We start from the raw sequence: 20,136 nt of genomic DNA on the forward strand, positions 1-20,136 counted from the left end.
TCAGAGAGGGAGGAGTGCGCCGTCCGAAGACGGCGCGGGTGATAATCAGAACATGGTGTACAGGGAGTAGAAGATCGCAGAGATTGCGATAAGACCCATGATAACTACAAACACGTTGCTCACATGACCGCTGTACTTGCGCATAGCAGGGACTTTCTGAATCGCGTACATCGGCATCAGGAACAGAATCATCGCGATGACCGGGCCGCCCAGGGTTTCAATCATGCCCAGGATGCTTGGGTTCAGCGTTGCTACCGCCCAGGTGGTGAGCAGCATGAACAGCGCAGTGATTTTGTTCAGCTTGTTGATTTCAATGCTCTTGCCTTTACCGCGCAGAGATTTAATCACCATACCGTTGAAGCCTTCACGCGCGCCGAGGTAGTGGCCCAGGAAGGATTTGGTGATGGCGATAATCGCGATGATTGGTGCCATCCACGCAATGACCGGTGCGTTAAAGTGGTTCGCCAGGTAAGACAGAATAGAGATGTTCTGCTCTTTCGCTGCCGCCAGATCCACCGGGGAGAGGCTCAGTACGCAGCTGAAGACGAAGAACATCACGGTCAGTACCATCATGATGTGAGCGCGCGCCAGGATACTGGAGCACTTCTTCTCTGCGCCATTACCGTACTCTTCACGTTTCGCAACGGCGAAAGAGGAGATGATTGGGGAGTGGTTGAAAGAGAACACCATTACCGGAATCGCCAGCCAGAGGGTCATCAGCAGGCCGTTACCGGTTGCCGATGCGCTGCTCAGGGACAGGGTTTCCAGCGCTGCACCGTTCCACTGTGGGATCAGGTAGCAAGCCAGCACCATCAGAGCAATCACGAACGGGAAGACCAGTACGCTCATTGCTTTCACAATCATCTGCTCACCGAAGCGAACGATAGTCATCATGCCCACGATCAGGATCAGAGACAGAATCGCACGCGGAGGCGGCGTCATGTGCAGCTGGTGCATCATGAAGCTTTCAACGGTGTTGGTGATTGCCACGCTGTAGACCAGCAGAATAGGGTAAATCGCGAAGAAGTAGAGCAGGGTAATCAGTTTACCTGCGCCAACGCCGAAATGCTCTTCAACAACTTCAGTGATGTCTTCGCCCGGGTTTTTACCGGACAGCACGAAGCGGGTCAGACCGCGGTGTGCGAAGAAGGTCATCGGGAAAGCAATGATAGCCATAATGATCAGCGGGATCAGACCGCCGACGCCTGCGTTGATAGGAAGGAACAGTACACCAGCGCCGATTGCTGTGCCGTAAAGGCCAAGCATCCACATGGTATCCGTTTTGCGCCAACCACTTCGGGATTCAATCGAAGCAACGGTGCTGGTTTGAGTGGTTTCCATCTGTATCTCCTGGAGGAAGCGAATTGTCAGGTTTTTTAGTCAAATCCGATGAAAAAGTGCCTGACGGTAATATGAAATTCGTTCAGTGACGGTTTTTTAATAATTTTCGCCCGTAACTATTGGCGGGCGGAAAGATACATTCTAGTTATGAATCTATCAGTGATCCTGATCCCAAATGCAATAATCCACTTATGATGTGGGCATATTTAGACCATTTATCTGTTAAAAAAACATCAAAGAGAATTTACGGGCGCGAAGGCTACCACCAACGACATGTGAGCTGAAAGACTGACCCGTGATATAGGTGTCTTTAGCTGTAAAGAAATGGGTTTTTAGTATTTTCTGGCAGGTAATTTGGATTAAGGCTGATAATTTACGGTTGGAAAAACAAGGTAATCGTTTGCGTTTGCGCATAGTTTGTAAAAGACATAAGTGATGCGTATGAATTACCTCGGTAATAAAAAAGCCGGGACGCGCAACAGGGCGACCCGGCTTTGATCAGATGCTGCTGAGCGTTAGGTGCAGATTTCGTAGCAAGGAATATAGGCGGATCCTGGCAGCTTCATGCGGTGCTGAGCGACAAAGCCCTGCAGCATGTCGTCCATGCGGCGCATCATCTCCGGGTCGCCGTGGATCTTGTACGGACCGTACTGTTCAATGGCGCGGATGCCCATCTCTTTGACGTTGCCCGCCACAATCCCGGAGAAGGCACGACGCAGATCGGCCGCCAGGACTTCCACCGGCTGGTCCGGGTAGAGTTTCAGGTTCGCCATATTTTCATGCGTTGGCTCGAACGGGATCTGCAGGTCCGGCGCGATGCGGATTGACCAGTTAAAGCTGTACGCATCGCCGGTATCGCGACGGTTTTCTTTTACCAACGGCATCGCTTTTTTCATCTGGCGCGCCACTTCCGCGGCATCGTCAATGATGATGCGATAGTGACGACGCGCGGCTTCACCCAGCGTGTGCACGATAAACTCGTCCAGCACGCGGAAGTAGTCGGCGCTCTCTTTTGGCCCGGTCAGGATCAGCGGCAGAACCTGATCTTTGTTGGCCGGGTTCATCAGAATACCCAGCAGATAGAGCAGCTCTTCCGCTGTCCCCACGCCGCCCGGGAAGATGATAATGCCGTGGGCGATACGGACAAACGCTTCAAGACGTTTCTCGATATCCGGCATGATAATCAGCTCGTTAACCAGCGGGTTAGGCGGCTCAGCGGCTATGATTGACGGCTCGGTCATGCCGATAAACCGCCCCTCTTTATAACGCTGCTGCGCGTGTCCCACTGCGGCACCTTTCATTGGTGCTTCCATCGCACCCGGACCGCAGCCGGTACAGATGTTCAGCTCGCGCAGGCCGAGCTGCGTTCCTACCCGACGGGCATAAAGGTATTCGGTTTCGTTAATGGAGTGGCCGCCCCAGCAGACGACCATGTTCGGCGCTTCGCCAACGTGCAGGGCACGGGCGTTACGCAAAATGGAGAACACCAGGTTGGTGATATGGACTGAGCTTTCCAGGTCGAGATGCTGGAAACGGCCTGCGTTGTGGATCTGCCCGTTAACAAACAGGATGTCACGCAGCACGGCAAACAGGTTAGCCTGAAGTGAACGAATGATGCGCCCGTCGACAAAGGCCTCTTCCGGCGGGTTGATGACTTCAAGCTTCACGCCACGCTCGCGACGCAGCACGTTGATATCAAAGCTTTCAAAGCGGGACAGTAGTTCTTTACTGTTATCTGTCAGGCTTCCGGAGTTCAGTACGGCAAGTGAACAGTTACGAAACAGTTGATAAAGATCGCTGCTGGCCGTGCGCTTAAGCATGTCCACTTCCAGCTGCGACAACATATCCATTGAGCCAAGCGGGCTAATATGTGTAATCAAGTGAGCTCCTTACGGGACGATTATCGTCTTTCCCTGTTGATTACAATAGCCCTGGCGCGTGACGTTTCACAACCTAAAGCGCGGAAGATACCGCGCATATTGTGAAAATATTTATATTATTGACGCACCAGCCGTCCCGTTGCCGGCACAAAATCGGTGTTGGTGCGCCACGGGTTAATGTCCAGACCGCCACGGCGGGTGTAGCGCGCGTAAACGCTCAGTTTTTCTGGCTGGCAGAAACGCTGAATATCGCTAAAAATACGCTCCACGCACTGCTCGTGGAATTCGTTGTGATGGCGGAACGACACCAGGTAGCGCAGCAATTTTTCCCGGTCGATTTTCGGGCCGCGGTACTGGATCTGCACCGAGCCCCAGTCCGGCTGGTGGGTGATCAGGCAGTTGGATTTCAGCAGGTGGCTGACCAGCGTCTCTTCGACCACTTTTCCGCTCGCGGCGTTTTCGAGGTAATCGGCGCTGAATTCATAATTCTCCACCTCGATATCCTGATCGTCGATGCAGGTCCCGTTGAAGTGGGCGACTGGCTGCCCTTCCAGCTCGTGCAGGCGATACAGTGAAACGCTCACCTTTCCCTGCGCGCAGGCGCTTAAATCACGTTCCAGGGTGTGCTGAACGTCGTCCCAGCTGTTGAATTTTGTCTGGTTAAAACTGTTGAGATAGAGCTTAAAGCTTTTGGACTCGACGAGATTAACGCTGGCGTAATCCAGCTCAACGTGGCCCACCGCCACCTGCGGCAGACCGCGCGCGTTAAGCCAGGAGAGTTCGTACAGCGTCCAGATGTCACCGCCGACAAACGGCAATGCGTCTGCATGCAGGCCCAGAGGATCGCGGTTCAGGCTGCGCGGCACGCCCTGAAGCAGGCTTGCATCGTAGGTATCGCGGTAATCGGTCGATTTACCCAGCGTTAAGCCGGTTAACGCCTGATGATTTTCGTAAGACATGTTTCATAGCCACTTTACAGGTACACTTATGGCCTGAGTTTATCCTGTCTGACAAGAAGAGAGAAATCGGTGGACATCGAAACTGCAAATGCCCTCACTACCTTCACGGCCCGCTATTGCGACGCATGGCATGAAAAGGACCAGACTTGGCCGCAAAGTGCTGATTTGTATGGTGTACCTTCGCCGTGCATTATCTCTTCAGTCGACGATTACGTTATCTGGCAGCCAAAACCTTTCGACGGCGAGCAAAATGTAAATGCGGTTGAACGGGCAATGGACATTGTGGTACAACCAGCGGTTCATGCGTTTTATACCACGCAGTTCGCAGGGGATATGCCCGCGCGCTTTGCTAATGTTACGCTGACGCTGTTGCAGACCTGGAGCGAAGACGATCTGCAGCGTGTTCAGGAAAACCTGATTGGTCATCTGGTCACGCAAAAACGCCTTAAACTTTCTCCGACGCTCTTTATTGCCACGCTGGATAGTGAACTGGACGTTATCTCCGTCTGTAACCTGTCAGGTGAAGTGGTTAAAGAGACTATCGGCACCCGCAATCGCGAGACTCTCGCCCCCTCTCTTGCGGATTTCCTTACCCGACTTGAGCCACTTCTGTAATCCATGATGCTATAGCGCGTGTGAGAGATCTCTTACAACGTTTGTGAGAGATCGCTGAAGATTCAGTATTACCTCATTTAATTCAGATTAATATCACTCTGTTTTTCAATGAATTACCTGTTCATCGTATTGTTTTTAGGGATTTATTACGGCTTACAACCCAGAAAGGGTGGGTTGTAAGACGAAGCGGAATAGCGGATTCTATCTCCGTCGACAGGACGCCGACACGAGAAACGAACATCAGGATGACGGCGTTTCTCACACAGGACTCGTCAGGATGGCGCTGCAGGAAGGCTTCATGATGAAGCGAAGTGGATAACGCAGGATGCGTAAGGGACACCTCCAGGAAGGAGAACGAGAGCCGGTCAGGATGGTCGGTGGGTCAGGAAGGCCAGGACGTTTCGGGATGAAACAAACACGTCAGGAAGATGTGTGCAGGATGCATTGGCTTACGGATGACCAGGCCTTCGGGCTTCAGGAAAAGTTGTCACGGATGAGCAGGGAGCACGAATTGTAGCTGGAATGCTGCGAAACGAACCGGGAGCACTGTTTTTACAGTGCTCCCTTTTTTTATTTCTGCCTTCCGCAATGCTATGCTGCGCGCCGTTCACTTTTTCAGTTGAGGTTACTATGACGCAACACGATAGCGTTCGTGCTCAGTTGCACGCCATCGAAGCCCTTTTGCGCCAACATCAGCTGTGGCAGGAGACCGCGCCGCAGCCAGAAGCGTTCGCGAGCACCCAGCCCTTCTGCCTGGATACGCTGGCCCCGTTTGAGTGGCTGCAGTGGGTGTTAATTCCCCGCATGCACGCCCTGCTTGAGGGCGGTCACCCGCTTCCGCAGGCGTTTGCTGTCTCTCCCTACTATGAAATGGCGCTCGAGGCGACGCACCCTGCGCGCGACGTGATGCTGGTCGAACTGGAAAAACTGGATGCCCTGTTTGCCGGTGAAGATGCATGACGCTTGAGATCCTCTATCAGGACGAGTGGCTGGTGGCGGTGAATAAACCGTCAGGCTGGCTGGTACACCGCAGCTGGCTCGATCGCGATGAGAAAGTGGTGGTGATGCAGACCGTTCGCGACCAGATTGGCCAGCATGTTTTTACCGCCCATCGTCTCGACAGGCCGACCTCCGGCGTGCTGCTGATGGGGCTTTCCAGCGAGGCGGGACGCCTGCTGTCACAGCAGTTTGAACAGCATCAGATGCAAAAGCGCTACCACGCGATCGTGCGCGGCTGGCTGACGGAAGCCGCCACGCTGGACTATCCGCTGGTAGAGGAGCTGGACAAAATCGCCGATAAATTTGCCCGCGATGACAAAGGTCCGCAGCCCGCAGTAACGGATTATCGCGGCATGGCGACGACCGAAATGCCGGTTGCAACCAGCAAATTTCCGACCACACGCTACAGCCTGGTTGAGCTTCTGCCTAAAACCGGGCGTAAGCACCAGCTGCGACGCCATCTTGCGCACCTGCGCCACCCGATTATTGGCGACAGCAAACACGGTGATTTGCGCCAGAACCGCAGTGCGGCCGAACACTTTGGCTGCCATCGTCTGATGCTGCACGCCAGCGAGCTGAGCCTGACGCACCCGTTTACCGGCGAACCGCTGACTATTCGTGCGGGGCTGGACGACGTCTGGATGCAGGCGCTGTCACAGTTTGGCTGGCTGGGACAACTCCCCGAAAATGAAAGGGTTGAGTTTGTATCGGGCAACGTTCAGGATGAACGATAAACGCATTCATTATGGGAAAATATCATGGCTGAAGTAGGCATTTTTGTCGGCACAATGTACGGCAACTCGCTGCTGGTAGCGGAAGAGGCTGAGGCAATACTCGCCAGCCAGGGCCATAAAGCCACGGTCTATGAAGATCCGGAGCTGGCAGACTGGGAAAAGTATAAAGATAAATACATTCTGGTGGTGACCTCCACCACCGGGCAGGGCGATCTGCCGGACAGCATTGTGCCGCTTTTCCAGGGCATTAAAGACCAGCTTGGCTATCAGCCGGACGTGCACTACGGCATCATTGCTCTGGGCGACAGTTCTTACGCCAACTTCTGCGGCGGCGGCAAGCAGTTCGATGCGCTCCTGCAGGAACAGAGCGCCCAGCGCGTCGGCGAGATGCTGCTGATTGATGCTGGAGAGCATCCGGAGCCAGAAAGCGAATCAAACCCATGGGTCGAGCACTGGGCAACTCTCCTTAAATAGTTATCCAGGCCGGGTAAGGCTTAACCGCCACCCGGCAACGAAGCCGCAGCAAATCCTCAATTCCGTGAACCACCTTCCACTCCCTTGGGCTTATGCCATAAACAACCTCTCATACACCCTTCAATACTGTGTTTCTGCACGGTGAGAGAACGTGTCACTCCTTCATATACTTTCCCGGTCACTATAAAACGGCTTCAGGCCGTACCAAAACGACAAAACACAAGTCTCATTCTGATTACCCTACCGGTGCTGTACAGAATGAACCAGGCGAAAGCTATGTTTCAGGAGTGCAACAATGAGTACATTAAGCCACGCAGCGAGCAGCGCTGAAAAGCGCACCAACGCCCGCTACTGGATAGTGGTGATGCTGTTTATCGTCACATCCTTTAACTATGGTGACCGCGCCACGCTGTCGATTGCCGGTTCGGAAATGGCAAAAGATATCGGCCTTGATCCGGTGGGCATGGGTTACGTTTTCTCCGCATTCTCATGGGCCTACGTCATCGGGCAAATTCCTGGCGGCTGGCTGCTGGACCGTTTTGGATCTAAACGCGTCTATTTCTGGTCCATCTTTATCTGGTCGATGTTTACCCTGTTGCAGGGTTTCGTCGATATCTTCAGCGGCTTCGGCATTATCGTGGCGCTCTTCACGCTGCGCTTCCTGGTAGGCTTAGCGGAAGCACCTTCCTTCCCGGGGAACAGCCGCATTGTCGCTGCCTGGTTCCCGGCGCAGGAGAGGGGAACGGCGGTGGCGATTTTCAACTCCGCACAGTACTTCGCGACGGTGATCTTCGCGCCAATCATGGGCTGGCTGACGCATGAGGTGGGCTGGTCGCACGTCTTCTTCTTCATGGGCGGGCTTGGGATCGTCATCAGCTTCGTCTGGCTGAAAGTGATCCACGAACCCAACCAGCATCCAGGCGTGAATAAAAAAGAGCTGGAGTACATCGCGGAAGGCGGCGCGCTGATCAACATGGATCAGAAATCCGCAAAAGCAAAAGTCCCGTTCAGCCAGAAAAGGGCGCAGATCAAGCAGCTCGTCGGCTCGCGCATGATGATCGGTATCTATCTGGGCCAGTACTGTATTAACGCCTTAACCTACTTCTTCATCACCTGGTTCCCGGTATACCTGGTGCAGGCACGCGGCATGTCGATTCTGAAAGCGGGATTTGTCGCGTCGGTTCCGGCAATCTGCGGCTTCGTCGGCGGCGTGCTCGGCGGAGTGATTTCCGACTGGCTGATGCGCCGCACCGGCTCGCTGAACATCGCGCGTAAAACCCCGATTGTGCTCGGCATGCTGCTCTCCATGACCATGGTGTTCTGTAACTACGTCAACGCCGAATGGATGATTATCGGCTTTATGGCGATGGCCTTCTTCGGCAAAGGCATTGGCGCGCTGGGCTGGGCGGTGATGGCGGATACGGCGCCGAAGGAGATCAGCGGCCTGAGCGGCGGCCTGTTCAACATGTTCGGCAACATCTCCGGGATTGTTACGCCTATCGCTATCGGCTACATCGTCGGCACCACCGGCTCTTTCAACGGTGCGCTAATCTACGTGGGTGTGCATGCGCTGGTAGCGGTGCTGAGTTACCTGGTGCTGGTAGGGGATATCAAACGCGTCGAACTTAAACCTGTAGCGGAGCGTGGATGATGACAACGCAATCGAGCCCAATCGTTACGGAGATGAAGGTCATCCCGGTGGCCGGACAGGACAGCATGCTGCTCAATATTGGCGGTGCGCATAACGCCTGGTTTACCCGTAATATCGTTGTGCTGAAAGACAGCGCAGGGAATACCGGCGTGGGCGAGGCCCCGGGCGGAGAGGTGATTTACCAGACGCTGGTTGATGCCATTCCGCAGGTTGTGGGCCAGGAGGTCGCCCGTCTGAACAAGGTGGTTCAGCGGGTGCATAAGGGCAATCAGTCGGCAGACTTTGATACGTTCGGTAAAGGTGCCTGGACGTTCGAACTGCGCGTCAACGCGGTCGCCGCGCTGGAGGCCGCCCTGCTCGACTTGCTGGGTAAGGCGCTCAATGTTCCGGTTTGCGAGCTGCTGGGGCCCGGCAAACAGCGCGATGCGGTAACGGTGCTGGGCTATCTGTTCTACGTTGGCGATCGCAATAAGACCGATCTCCCGTATCTGGCCCGATCCACGGGCGATCACGACTGGTATCGCCTGCGCCACCAGGAAGCGCTCTCCAGCGACGCGGTGGTGCGGCTGGCGGAAGCCGCGCAGGATCGCTACGGCTTTAAGGATTTCAAGCTGAAGGGCGGCGTGCTGCCCGGCGAGCAGGAGATTGAAACGGCCCGGGCGCTGAAAAAACGCTTTGCAGATGCACGGATCACCGTCGATCCCAACGGCGCATGGCTGCTGGACGAAGCGATTAGCCTGTGCAAAGGGCTGGGGGATGTCCTGACCTATGCGGAAGACCCCTGTGGCGCGGAGCAGGGCTTCTCGGGCCGTGAAGTCATGGCCGAGTTTCGTCGCGCCACCGGGCTGCCGGTCGCGACCAATATGATCGCCACCAACTGGCGTGAAATGGGTCATGCAGTGATGCTGAACGCCGTCGACATTCCGCTGGCGGACCCTCACTTCTGGACGCTTTCAGGCGCGGTTCGCGTGGCGCAGCTGTGCGATGACTGGGGGCTGACCTGGGGCTGTCACTCGAACAACCACTTTGATATTTCGCTGGCGATGTTTACCCACGTTGGCGCGGCGGCGCCGGGTAACCCGACCGCCATCGACACCCACTGGATTTGGCAGGAAGGGGAAGCCCGCCTGACGAAAAATCCGCTGGAAATCATCAATGGCAAGATTGCCGTACCGGATGCGCCGGGGCTGGGCGTGGAGATTGACTGGGATCAGATCCATAAAGCCCATGAGGCGTATAAAAAGCTACCGGGCGGCTCGCGTAACGACGCGGGCCCGATGCAATACCTGATCCCCGGCTGGACATTTGACCGTAAGCGCCCTGTTTTTGGACGTCACTGATAAAAGGATTACACGATGAGTACTTTTACGACCCCTGTCGTCACTTCCATGCAAATCATTCCGGTTGCGGGCCATGACAGCATGCTGATGAACCTGAGCGGCGCGCATGCGCCATTCTTCACCCGCAATATTGTCATTATCAAAGACAATTCCGGCCATACGGGCGTGGGCGAAATTCCGGGCGGGGAGAAGATCCGCCGGACGCTGGAAGATGCCATTCCGCTGGTGGTGGGAAAAACGCTGGGTGAGTATAAAAATGTCCTCAACACCGTGCGCAACACCTTTGCCGATCGCGATGCCGGAGGGCGTGGCCTGCAGACCTTCGATCTGCGCACCACCATTCACGTGGTTACCGGGATTGAATCCGCGATGCTGGACCTGCTGGGTCAGCATCTGGGCGTTAACGTTGCGTCGCTGTTGGGCGAGGGGCAGCAGCGCAGCGAAGTGGAAATGCTGGGCTATCTGTTCTTTGTCGGCGACCGCAGGCTGACGCCATTGCCTTATCAGAGCCAGGCGGATGAACAATGCGACTGGTATCGACTCCGCCACGACGAGGCGATGACCCCGGATGCGGTGGTGCGCCTGGCGGAAGCCGCGTACGAAAAATATGGCTTTAATGATTTCAAACTGAAGGGCGGCGTGCTGGCCGGTGAGGAAGAGGCGGAAGCCGTCACCGCGCTGGCAAAATGTTTCCCGCAGGCGCGCGTGACGCTGGATCCGAACGGCGCGTGGTCGCTTGATGAAGCGATCAAAATTGGTAAGCAGCTGAAGGGCGTGCTGGCATATGCGGAAGATCCGTGTGGGGCTGAGCAAGGCTTCTCGGGCCGTGAAGTCATGGCGGAATTCCGTCGCGCCACGGGGCTGCCGACCGCTACCAATATGATTGCCACCGACTGGCGTCAGATGGGACACACCCTGTCATTGCAGTCCGTCGATATTCCGCTGGCTGACCCGCACTTCTGGACGATGCAGGGGTCGGTGCGCGTGGCGCAAATGTGCCACGAGTTTGGCCTGACCTGGGGCTCGCACTCTAATAACCACTTCGACGTGTCGCTGGCGATGTTCACGCACGTTGCCGCCGCCGCGCCGGGCACGATTACCGCTATCGACACGCACTGGATCTGGCAGGAAGGCAACCAGCGTCTGACTAAGCGGCCGTTTGAGATCAAAGGTGGCATGGTGCAGGTGCCTTCCACGCCGGGGCTGGGGGTTGAGCTGGATATGGACCAGGTCATGAAGGCTCATGAGCTGTATCAGAAACACGGTCTGGGCGCGCGCGACGATGCGATGGCGATGCAGTATCTGATCCCCGACTGGACATTCGACAATAAACGCCCGTGCATGGTACGATAAACGCATTGGGACCGCTCCCACGAGCGGTCTTTTACGTGGTGTATGCTTAACGTAACGACTATGCGTAAGGATGGCTTATGAAAATTGTTATCGCACCGGACTCGTATAAGGAAAGTTTGAGTGCGCTTGAGGTTGCGACAGCGATAGAACGTGGTTTTCGCGAGATCTTCCCCGAGGCGGTTTACGTCAAACTGCCGGTCGCGGACGGTGGCGAAGGGACGGTTGAGGCGATGATCGCGGCAACGCAGGGACGCATTGTGCATGTTCCGGTGACCGGCCCGCTGGGTGAGCGCGTGGAAGGGTTCTATGGCTTATCCGGTGACGAGCAGAGTGCCTTTATTGAAATGGCGGCGGCAAGCGGCCTGGAGCTGGTCGTCCCTTCGCAGCGTAATCCCCTGAAAACCACCTCCTGGGGCACGGGCGAACTTATTCGTCACGCGCTGGATGCGGGCGTTAAGCATATCATCATCGGCATCGGCGGCAGCGCTACCAATGACGGCGGAGCAGGGATGGTGCAGGCGTTGGGGGCAAAGCTGCTGGACGCCAGCGAACAGCCTCTTGGACAGGGCGGGGGCGAACTGGGAAAACTCGCGCGTATCGACCTGAGCGGGCTGGACAGACGTCTGGCGGAGTGCCGGATAGAGGTCGCCTGTGATGTGACGAATCCGCTCACCGGTAAGGATGGCGCGTCAGCCGTATTTGGCCCGCAAAAGGGGGCCACACCCGAGATGATCGTCACCCTGGACAACGCGCTGGCGCAGTATGCGAGAGTCATTGCCCGGGATCTGGATATCGACGTGCTAAACCTTGCTGGCGGCGGCGCGGCGGGGGGCATGGGGGCCGCGCTGTACGCCTTTTGCGGCGCGGAGCTGCGCCAGGGCATTGAGATCGTGACCGATGCGCTACACCTGGCCGACCAGGTGGCCGATGCGGATCTGGTGATCACGGGAGAAGGCCGCATCGACAGCCAGACGATCCACGGCAAAGTCCCGGTGGGCGTGGCGAAAGTGGCGAAACGCTTTAACAAACCCGTCATCGGCATTGCAGGCAGCCTGACGGCGGACGTTGGCGTGGTACACGATCACGGCATTGATGCGGTGTTTAGCGTGATCTACACCATCTGCTCGCTGGAGGATGCGCTGGAAAATGCCAGCGAGAACGTCAGGATGGCCGCAAGGAATATCGCGGCGGTGCTGAAAGTGGGGCAGGGAATGTAGTTCTCCCTCTCCCTGTGGGAGAGGGACGGGGTGAGGGCATCAGGCCGCACCCGCAATTGTAGGCCCGGTAAGCGTAGCGCCACCGGGCTTTTACCTCAGCTCCCCAGCAACTTCGTCGCTTCCCGCGTTACGTTATCCATTTCATCCAGCAGCTCCAGGAACTCCGGTTCAAGCTCCGATTCCGGCGTGCCGGCACGCAGCTGCTGCTCCAGCAGCTGGCAGAGGTTTTTCAGCCGCGGCACGCCGCTGTACCCGCAGCTGCCGTGCAGCTTGTGGATTGCTTCCAGCAGATCTTCCGGGTCTTCACCCACCAGCTGCTCTTCCACCTTATTACGAATTTCCGGCAGAAACGCGACCAGCATTTGCAGCATTTCGCGGGCCAGGTCGGGTTTACCTGCCGCCTGGCGCAGCGCAAGCTGCCAGTCAAAGGTGGCGTTCTGGTTAACGCTGATTTCAACCGGCTCGCTGGAAACCGTGTACGTCCCGCCAATATGACCCGGCTTATAGCGTAACAACAGGTTGTGAAGTTTCTCTTCATCGATGGGCTTCGCCAGATAATCATTCATTCCGGCGCTCAGCAGCTTCTCTTTCTGACCGGCCATCGCGTGCGCGGTGACCGCAATGACCGGCGTTTGCTGCTGATGCGGCAGCTGGTGGATCAGCTCGCAGGCCCGAATGCCATCCATGCCCGGCATCTGAATATCCATCAGTATTAAATCAAACTGCATCTGCTTCGCCTGTTCAACCGCCTGCGCGCCGCTGGTGCAGAGCTCAACGTGCTGAACCTGGTCTTCAAGCAACGCGCCAATCAGCTTCAGGTTGGCCGGATTATCATCCACCGCCATCACGCTCATCGGCAATTTTTGCTCGTCGTCAATCAGCGGGAGAGCATGCTGGCTAAGACGACAATACTCCGTAAGCGCGGGCAGGAGGCGGGTAGAGGTGAGCGGCTTCAGCAGACACGCGGCGGCTCCGTCGTTTTTCAACTCCTCTGCATTAATCTGGGCGTGGCAGGGTAGCGCCAGCAGCAGATAGTCGGTCATTGACGCGGCTTTCGCCAGCCGCTCCTGCTGCATGGTCAGTTCGCCGGTGAAGGTGACCGGGATCCCCATCAGCAGAATGTCGTAGTGCTCAACGGAAAGGGCCGAGAAGGTTGGGCTGTAGACCACCTCCAGCGGCGTGGTGCTTAAAATATCGAGCGCGCATTGCGCTGCCGCCGCGTTAGGTTCGACGTAGGCCAGACGCTTGCCTTTCAGGCAGTCCGTCACCGGGCCATCGGTTAGCACGTTCGGGTTGAGGTCCAGATTAATGTGGAACCAGAAGGTTGAACCGCGATTCGGCTGGCTGTGGAAAGAGATATCGCCGCCCATCTCGTTCACCAGGCGCTGCGTGATTACCAGCCCCAGGCCGGTACCGCCATGACGGCGGGAGATACTGGCGTCCGCCTGGCGGAACGCCTGGAACAGACGCGACTGATCCCGCTCAGGAATACCGATGCCGGTATCGCGGATCTGGACTTCAATCTGCACCTTATTGCTGCTGATGGAGCGTTTTTCTACCAGAATGTCGATGTTACCGCTTTCGGTGAATTTAATCGCATTCCCGACAAGGTTGGTAATGACCTGCTGCAGGCGCAGCGGATCGCCAATGACGTTATCCGGCACGTCGTTTTTAATATTAAGCGTCAGCTCAAGGCCTTTGTCGTGCGACGAGTGCGCGAGCAGCGTCACCACCTCATCGAGCGTACTGCGCAGCGGGAACGGAATACTCTCCAGGATCAGCTTGCCCGCTTCCAGCTTGGAGAAATCGAGCACGTCGTTGATGATCGCCAGCAGGTTGTTGGCCGAGCGTTCAATGGTGTGCAGGTGATCGCGCTGAGTCGGATTGAGCTCGCTTTTCAGCGTCAGGCGGGTAAAGCCGATCACGCCATTGAGCGGCGTACGCAGCTCGTGCGACATATTGGCAAGGAATTCCGACTTGATACGTGCCGCTTCCTGGGCGCGCTTTTTCGCCAGATCCAGCTCAACGTTCTGGATCTCCATCTGCTCCAGCGTTTCGCGCAGGTCGGACGTGGCCTGGTCAACGTTGTGCTGCATCTCTTCGTGATACGCCGCCAGCGACATGGCCATCGAGTTGATGCCGTTCTTCAGCATGTCCAGCTCGCCCAGCATAAACCCTTCCACCCGGCTGTCGAGCTGTCCCCGGCGGATGCGGTCAACCGTATTAACCATGTTGCGGATGGGACCCGTCACGTCGCGCATCAGGCGCCAGCCGAAGATCAGCGCAATGCCAATGCAGAACAGCATCATCACGCCAGAGATGAAAATTTCTTTGTACTGCTGTAGCCGGACCGACTTGAGATCCAGCTCCAGCGCCACGTATCCCAGCATATTGTTGCTGGATTTGGCGTCTGATTGCGCAGACTCATCGGGGGAATAGCTTTCCGATACGATCGGCGTGCGCAGGATCATGATATCGCCGCGCCGCAGTACGGTGAGGTGGCGCGGGAATGGCGTACCGTCCGGGATCTTCAGGGCCGCCGGATCGAGATGAAAATTCGAGGTGACAAACAGGCGGTTATGTTCGTCGTAAACGGAAATGGCGCGTACGATGTCCGAGTGACGGCGGTGGAGCACGCTGATTAACTGACCAATGGATTCGCGGTTTTGCAGGTTCATGCCGTACTCGCTGGAAACGGCAAGCGGTTCGATAATGCTGGCGCCTGCATCCTCCAGCTGCCGCTGCAAATCGTTATAGCGGTGCACCACAAAGAAGATACTCAGCAGCAAACCGATGAGAACGGTGGGGGCGAGGATCAAAATCATCATGCGCGCGCGCAGGCTGTAGTTGGTCATGGCGTTCCGTTATGGGACAATTAAGATAATTATGTTTATGTGAGAAAAATCTCGGCGATGGCGCAATTCTACTCTGCAAAGCGACGCGTGACGACGCGTCAAATCATTACTGTTGAAGCCACGGACCTCGATCCGTTTGGTCAGGGAGTGGCACGTCACAATGGTAAGGCTCTGTTTATAACAGGTTTACTGCCAACAGAACGAGCAGAAATTACGCTGACGGAAGATAAACGCCAGTTCGCGCGCGGACAGGTTAAGCGTCGCCTCAACGATAGCCCGGAGCGCGTGAAGCCCCGCTGCCCACATTTTGGCGTTTGCGGGGGCTGCCAGCAACAGCATGCGAGCACAGAATTACAGCAAAAAAGCAAAAGCCGCGCGCTGGCGCGTCAGCTTAAACATGACGTTAACGAAATTCTTTCCGATGTGCCCTGGGGCTATCGTCGACGCGCGCGCCTGAGCCTCAGCTATCAGCCAAAAACGGCGCGGCTGGAGATGGGGTTTCGCAAGGCCGGCTCCAGTGACATTGTCGATGTGCAGCAGTGCCCCATTTTGGTGCCCCATCTTGAGGCATTGCTTCCGGAAGTGCGCACCTGTCTTTCCGGGCTGGACGGCGTTCGCCACCTCGGGCATGTCGAACTGGTCATGGCCAACAATGGACCGCTGATGGTGCTGCGCCATACCGCGCCGCTGTCGAAAAAAGATCGCGAAAAACTGGAACGCTTTTCGCATTCCCACGACCTGGCGCTTTTCCTTGCACCACAAAGCGAGATACTTGAGCAGGTTACCGGTGAGGCGCCCTGGTATGCGTCAAACGGGCTACGCTTAACGTTCAGCCCGCGGGATTTCATTCAGGTGAATGATGGCGTTAACCAACTGATGGTTGAGAAAGCGCTGACGTGGCTGGATGTTCAGAAAAGCGATCGGGTGCTCGATCTGTTCTGCGGAATGGGCAACTTCACGCTGCCGCTGGCGCGAGAAGCGGCCAGCGTCGTCGGCGTGGAAGGCGTTGAGGCGCTGGTAGCTAAAGGGCAGGAGAACGCGCAGCAGAACGGCTTGCAAAATGTGACATTCTTTCATCAAAATCTTGAGGAAGATGTCACCCAACAGCCGTGGGCAAAGCAGGGCTTTGATAAAATTTTGCTCGACCCGGCGCGTGCCGGTGCCCCGGGTGTGATGGCACATATTATTAAACTCGCGCCGAAGCGTGTGGTCTATGTTTCCTGTAACCCGGCAACGCTTGCCCGGGACAGCGAGGCATTAATCAGCGCGGGTTACCAGATTCAGCGTCTGGCAATGCTGGACATGTTCCCGCACACTGGACATCTGGAATCGATGGTGTTGTTCGAGCACATCTAATTTGTTTGGCTTGTCGACTTCGACAGGCCCAGGTCCCTAAAGGAGAGGACAATGGTTGCGGTAAGAAGTGCACATCTTAATAAAGCTGGGGAATTTGACCCACAAAAATGGATCGCAAGTCTGGGAATTTCCAGCCAGCAGTCGTGTGAACGCTTAACCGAAACCTGGGCCTATTGTCTGCGCACCACGCAGGGGCATCCGGATGCCGATCTTCTCCTATGGCGCGGCGTGGAGATGGTGGAAATCTTATCCATGCTGAACATGGATATTGAAACCCTGCAGGCCGCGCTTCTCTTCCCCCTCGCGGATGCGGACGTAGTCAGCGAAGACGTGCTTCGCGACAGCGTCGGGAAATCCGTCGTCGAGCTGATCCACGGCGTGCGGGATATGGCGGCCATCCGTCAGCTCAAAGCCGCGCACACCGATTCCGTCTCCTCAGAACAGGTCGACAACGTTCGCCGGATGCTGCTGGCCATGGTGGATGACTTCCGCTGCGTGGTCATCAAGCTTGCCGAGCGGATTGCCCACCTGCGTGAGGTGAAGGATGCGCCGGAAGACGAGCGCGTGCTGGCCGCCAAAGAGTGTACAAACATCTATGCGCCGCTGGCGAACCGCTTAGGGATTGGTCAGCTGAAATGGGAGCTGGAAGATTACTGCTTCCGCTATCTGCACCCGGCGGAATATAAACGTATTGCCAAACTCCTGCACGAGCGCCGTATCGACCGCGAGCACTATATCGAGGAATTTGTCGGCGGCCTGCGCCAGGCGATGAAAGAAGAGAACGTGCGCGCCGAAGTCTACGGTCGGCCCAAGCATATCTACAGCATCTGGCGCAAAATGCAGAAGAAACACCTCGCCTTTGACGAGCTGTTTGACGTGCGCGCCGTGCGTATCGTGGCGGAGCGTCTGCAGGACTGCTACGCCGCGCTGGGGATAGTACACACTCACTTCCGTCATCTTCCCGATGAGTTCGATGACTATGTCGCCAACCCCAAACCGAACGGCTATCAGTCTATCCATACCGTTGTGCTTGGCCCAGGCGGCAAAACGGTCGAGATTCAGATCCGCACCAAACAGATGCACGAAGACGCCGAGCTGGGCGTTGCCGCGCACTGGAAATACAAAGAAGGCACGTCCGGCGGAGCGCGTTCTGGCCACGAAGACCGCATTGCCTGGCTGCGCAAGCTAATTGCGTGGCAGGAAGAGATGGCCGACTCCGGCGAGATGCTCGACGAAGTGCGCAGCCAGGTCTTTGACGATCGCGTCTACGTCTTTACCCCAAAAGGAGACGTTGTCGACCTGCCGGCGGGCTCTACGCCGCTCGATTTTGCCTACCACATCCACAGCGATGTGGGGCACCGCTGCATTGGGGCGAAAATCGGTGGACGAATCGTACCGTTCACCTATCAACTGCAGATGGGTGACCAGATTGAAATCATTACCCAGAAGCAGCCCAACCCGAGCCGTGACTGGCTTAACCCGAACCTGGGCTACGTCACCACCAGCCGCGGGCGCTCGAAAATTCACGCCTGGTTCCGTAAACAGGATCGTGACAAGAACATCCTTGCCGGTCGCCAGATCCTCGACGACGAGCTGGAGCATATCGGGATAAGCCTGAAAGAGGCGGAGAAATTCCTGCTGCCGCGCTACAACTTCAACGAGCTTGACGAGCTGCTAGCGGCCATTGGCGGCGGCGATATCCGTCTGAATCAGATGGTGAACTTCCTGCAGGCGCAGTTCAATAAGCCAAGCGCCGCAGAGCAGGACGCGGCGGCGCTGAAGCAGCTGCAGCAGAAAACCTACGCGCCGCAGCAGCGCAGCAAAGACAACGGCCGCGTGGTGGTCGAGGGCGTGGGCAATCTGATGCACCATATTGCCCGCTGCTGCCAGCCTATTCCGGGCGACGATATCGTCGGCTTTATCACCCAGGGGCGCGGGATTTCCATTCACCGTTCCGACTGCGACCAGCTTGCCGAGCTGCAGTCGCATGCGCCGGAGCGTATCGTAGAAGCGGTCTGGGGTGAGAGCTATTCCGCCGGCTACTCGCTGGTGGTGCGCGTCACTGCCAACGACCGCAGCGGCCTGCTGCGCGACATCACGACCATTCTCGCCAACGAGAAGGTCAACGTGCTGGGCGTCGCCAGCCGCAGCGATACCCGCGAGCAGCTTGCCACCATCGATATGACTATCGAAATCTACAACCTGCAGGTGCTGGGCCGCGTGCTCGGCAAACTGAACCAGGTGCCGGATGTGATTGACGCGCGTCGTCTGCACGGCGGCTAAACACACTCTTCTGAAGGCCGGGTAAGGCTTTGCCGCCACCCGGCTTGTTTTTTTAATGGAAAATACTATGACTCAAATCGACCGCCTGCTCGGCATCATGAAACGCCTGCGCGACCCGGAAAACGGCTGCCCGTGGGACAAAGAGCAGACTTTCGCCACCATCGCCCCGTATACCCTCGAAGAGACCTACGAGGTGCTGGACGCCATTTCCCGCGAAGATTTTGACGACCTGCGCGGCGAGCTGGGCGATCTGCTGTTCCAGGTGGTGTTCTATGCGCAAATGGCGCAGGAAGAAGGGCGCTTTAACTTTGACGATATCTGCGCTGCCATCAGCGACAAGCTTGAGCGCCGTCATCCCCATATCTTTGGCGATGCCACCGCAGGGAACAGCGCGGAGGTGTTGGCCCGCTGGGAGCAGATCAAAAGCGCCGAGCGAGCGGAAAAATCCCAGCACTCGGCGCTGGATGATATTCCGCTGAGCCTGCCCGCGCTGATGCGCGCGCATAAAATCCAGAAACGCTGTTCCGCCGTCGGTTTTGACTGGACCTCCCTCGGCCCGGTGCTGGATAAAGTGCACGAAGAGATTGACGAAGTCATGCACGAAGCGCAGCAGGCGGTAGTGGATGAAGCAAAGCTTGAGGAAGAGATGGGCGACCTGCTTTTCGCGACCGTCAACCTTTCTCGCCATCTGGGTGTAAAAGCGGAAACCGCCCTGCAAAAAGCCAACCTAAAATTCGAACGACGCTTTCGCGAAGTTGAGCGGATTGTCGCCTCGCGAGGCCTGGAAATGAGCGGAATTGACCTCGAGGCAATGGAAGAAGTCTGGCAGGAAGTAAAGCGCCAGGAATCTGATCTCTAACGAGATTTTGCGATCAAGCGCAATTTGTGTGATTTTTTAAATGACAAGCGCTTGATTTGCGTCAAAAACATTTACCCAAAAGGGGCTATTTTCTCACTCCTTATGTTTGTCATGGCCTGGAATGGAGACGGAGAATGAAAGTTTGTGGCGCTCGCCGTGTTCGGGTATACTACTTTCCCGTCCTGGTTATTCCATCGTTTCACCCTAACTTCTCAGGTTC

General features: G+C 56.5%; 15 protein-coding genes. 11 read left to right on the top strand and 4 right to left on the bottom strand.

Features of this window, described 5'->3' with window-relative positions:
- Positions 1–45: 45 nt before the first annotated feature.
- The 3 genes from DFO52_RS13645 to queF all read right to left on the bottom strand — a co-directional run bounded on the left by DFO52_RS13645 (position 46) and on the right by queF (position 4,180).
- Positions 46–1,341, bottom strand: a complete 1,296-nt coding sequence (locus DFO52_RS13645; RefSeq protein WP_029741560.1) for an HAAAP family serine/threonine permease — start codon at positions 1,339–1,341, stop codon at positions 46–48.
- Between the two features lie 515 nt (positions 1,342–1,856).
- Entirely contained in the window at positions 1,857–3,221 is a 1,365-nt protein-coding gene (gene ppnN / locus DFO52_RS13650) for a nucleotide 5'-monophosphate nucleosidase PpnN (protein ID WP_023309027.1), read from the bottom strand.
- A gap of 116 nt (positions 3,222–3,337) precedes the next feature.
- A complete protein-coding gene (queF, locus tag DFO52_RS13655; protein ID WP_021241894.1) occupies positions 3,338–4,180 on the bottom strand; it encodes an NADPH-dependent 7-cyano-7-deazaguanine reductase QueF in 843 nt (280 codons plus the stop codon).
- Positions 4,181–4,249: 69 nt separating this feature from the next.
- On the opposite strand from queF, the gene syd reads away from it, so the two are divergent.
- From syd to DFO52_RS13700, 8 genes are all read left to right on the top strand, one after another.
- On the top strand, positions 4,250–4,795 hold the full coding sequence (syd, locus tag DFO52_RS13660) for a SecY-interacting protein (protein ID WP_133550565.1): 546 nt from the start codon (positions 4,250–4,252) through the stop codon (positions 4,793–4,795).
- Positions 4,796–5,425: 630 nt separating this feature from the next.
- Complete coding sequence (locus tag DFO52_RS13665) at positions 5,426–5,755, top strand: YqcC family protein (protein WP_023309024.1); 330 nt, start codon at positions 5,426–5,428, stop codon at positions 5,753–5,755.
- Complete coding sequence (gene truC / locus DFO52_RS13670; RefSeq protein WP_023309023.1) at positions 5,752–6,528, top strand: tRNA pseudouridine(65) synthase TruC; 777 nt, start codon at positions 5,752–5,754, stop codon at positions 6,526–6,528. Before DFO52_RS13665 ends, truC begins: the two co-directional genes overlap by 4 nt.
- A gap of 24 nt (positions 6,529–6,552) precedes the next feature.
- Positions 6,553–7,002, top strand: a complete 450-nt coding sequence (locus tag DFO52_RS13675) for a flavodoxin (protein WP_029741558.1) — start codon at positions 6,553–6,555, stop codon at positions 7,000–7,002.
- Positions 7,003–7,297: 295 nt separating this feature from the next.
- The gene (gene gudP, locus DFO52_RS13685) at positions 7,298–8,653 is read left to right on the top strand and encodes a galactarate/glucarate/glycerate transporter GudP (RefSeq protein WP_133550566.1); all 1,356 of its coding nucleotides are present in this window, start codon (positions 7,298–7,300) and stop codon (positions 8,651–8,653) included.
- The gene (locus tag DFO52_RS13690; protein WP_133550643.1) at positions 8,653–9,993 is read left to right on the top strand and encodes an enolase C-terminal domain-like protein; all 1,341 of its coding nucleotides are present in this window, start codon (positions 8,653–8,655) and stop codon (positions 9,991–9,993) included. Before gudP ends, DFO52_RS13690 begins: the two co-directional genes overlap by 1 nt.
- Positions 9,994–10,008: 15 nt before the next feature.
- Positions 10,009–11,346: a glucarate dehydratase gene (gene gudD, locus DFO52_RS13695; protein WP_133550567.1), complete on the top strand. Its 1,338-nt coding sequence runs from the start codon at positions 10,009–10,011 to the stop codon at positions 11,344–11,346.
- Positions 11,347–11,423: 77 nt separating this feature from the next.
- The gene (locus DFO52_RS13700) at positions 11,424–12,563 is read left to right on the top strand and encodes a glycerate kinase (protein ID WP_029741555.1); all 1,140 of its coding nucleotides are present in this window, start codon (positions 11,424–11,426) and stop codon (positions 12,561–12,563) included.
- A 95-nt stretch (positions 12,564–12,658) separates the two neighbouring features.
- Here the strand turns inward: DFO52_RS13700 and barA are convergent, their stop codons facing one another.
- Entirely contained in the window at positions 12,659–15,418 is a 2,760-nt protein-coding gene (gene barA / locus DFO52_RS13705; protein ID WP_121932256.1) for a two-component sensor histidine kinase BarA, read from the bottom strand.
- 57 nt (positions 15,419–15,475) lie between these two features.
- Here barA and rlmD point away from each other — a divergent pair, with 57 nt between their 5' ends.
- From rlmD to mazG, 3 genes are all read left to right on the top strand, one after another.
- Positions 15,476–16,774 carry a 23S rRNA (uracil(1939)-C(5))-methyltransferase RlmD gene (gene rlmD / locus DFO52_RS13710; RefSeq protein ID WP_133550568.1) on the top strand — a complete coding sequence of 433 codons (1,299 nt, stop codon included), beginning with the start codon at positions 15,476–15,478 and terminating at the stop codon, positions 16,772–16,774.
- Positions 16,775–16,825: 51 nt separating this feature from the next.
- Positions 16,826–19,057, top strand: a complete 2,232-nt coding sequence (relA, locus tag DFO52_RS13715) for a GTP diphosphokinase (protein WP_029741552.1) — start codon at positions 16,826–16,828, stop codon at positions 19,055–19,057.
- Between the two features lie 67 nt (positions 19,058–19,124).
- The gene (mazG, locus tag DFO52_RS13720) at positions 19,125–19,916 is read left to right on the top strand and encodes a nucleoside triphosphate pyrophosphohydrolase (protein ID WP_023333241.1); all 792 of its coding nucleotides are present in this window, start codon (positions 19,125–19,127) and stop codon (positions 19,914–19,916) included.
- Positions 19,917–20,136: the final 220 nt, after the last annotated feature.

The organism is Enterobacter sp. AG326 (assembly GCF_004362415.1).
GTDB classification, from domain to species: domain Bacteria; phylum Pseudomonadota; class Gammaproteobacteria; order Enterobacterales; family Enterobacteriaceae; genus Enterobacter; species Enterobacter asburiae.

What these genes read in the sequence shown, in the direction of transcription:
- queF (WP_021241894.1), bottom strand. Translation starts at nt 4,180, where the DNA reads ATGTCTTACGAAAATCATCAGGCGTTAACCGGCTTAACGCTGGGTAAA.
- DFO52_RS13690 (WP_133550643.1), top strand. Translation starts at nt 8,653, where the DNA reads ATGACAACGCAATCGAGCCCAATCGTTACGGAGATGAAGGTCATCCCG.
- gudD (WP_133550567.1), top strand. Translation starts at nt 10,009, where the DNA reads ATGAGTACTTTTACGACCCCTGTCGTCACTTCCATGCAAATCATTCCG.
- DFO52_RS13645 (WP_029741560.1), bottom strand. Translation starts at nt 1,341, where the DNA reads ATGGAAACCACTCAAACCAGCACCGTTGCTTCGATTGAATCCCGAAGT.
- rlmD (WP_133550568.1), top strand. Translation starts at nt 15,476, where the DNA reads ATGGCGCAATTCTACTCTGCAAAGCGACGCGTGACGACGCGTCAAATC.
- barA (WP_121932256.1), bottom strand. Translation starts at nt 15,418, where the DNA reads ATGACCAACTACAGCCTGCGCGCGCGCATGATGATTTTGATCCTCGCC.
- DFO52_RS13675 (WP_029741558.1), top strand. Translation starts at nt 6,553, where the DNA reads ATGGCTGAAGTAGGCATTTTTGTCGGCACAATGTACGGCAACTCGCTG.
- DFO52_RS13700 (WP_029741555.1), top strand. Translation starts at nt 11,424, where the DNA reads ATGAAAATTGTTATCGCACCGGACTCGTATAAGGAAAGTTTGAGTGCG.
- gudP (WP_133550566.1), top strand. Translation starts at nt 7,298, where the DNA reads ATGAGTACATTAAGCCACGCAGCGAGCAGCGCTGAAAAGCGCACCAAC.
- mazG (WP_023333241.1), top strand. Translation starts at nt 19,125, where the DNA reads ATGACTCAAATCGACCGCCTGCTCGGCATCATGAAACGCCTGCGCGAC.
- relA (WP_029741552.1), top strand. Translation starts at nt 16,826, where the DNA reads ATGGTTGCGGTAAGAAGTGCACATCTTAATAAAGCTGGGGAATTTGAC.
- DFO52_RS13665 (WP_023309024.1), top strand. Translation starts at nt 5,426, where the DNA reads ATGACGCAACACGATAGCGTTCGTGCTCAGTTGCACGCCATCGAAGCC.
- truC (WP_023309023.1), top strand. Translation starts at nt 5,752, where the DNA reads ATGACGCTTGAGATCCTCTATCAGGACGAGTGGCTGGTGGCGGTGAAT.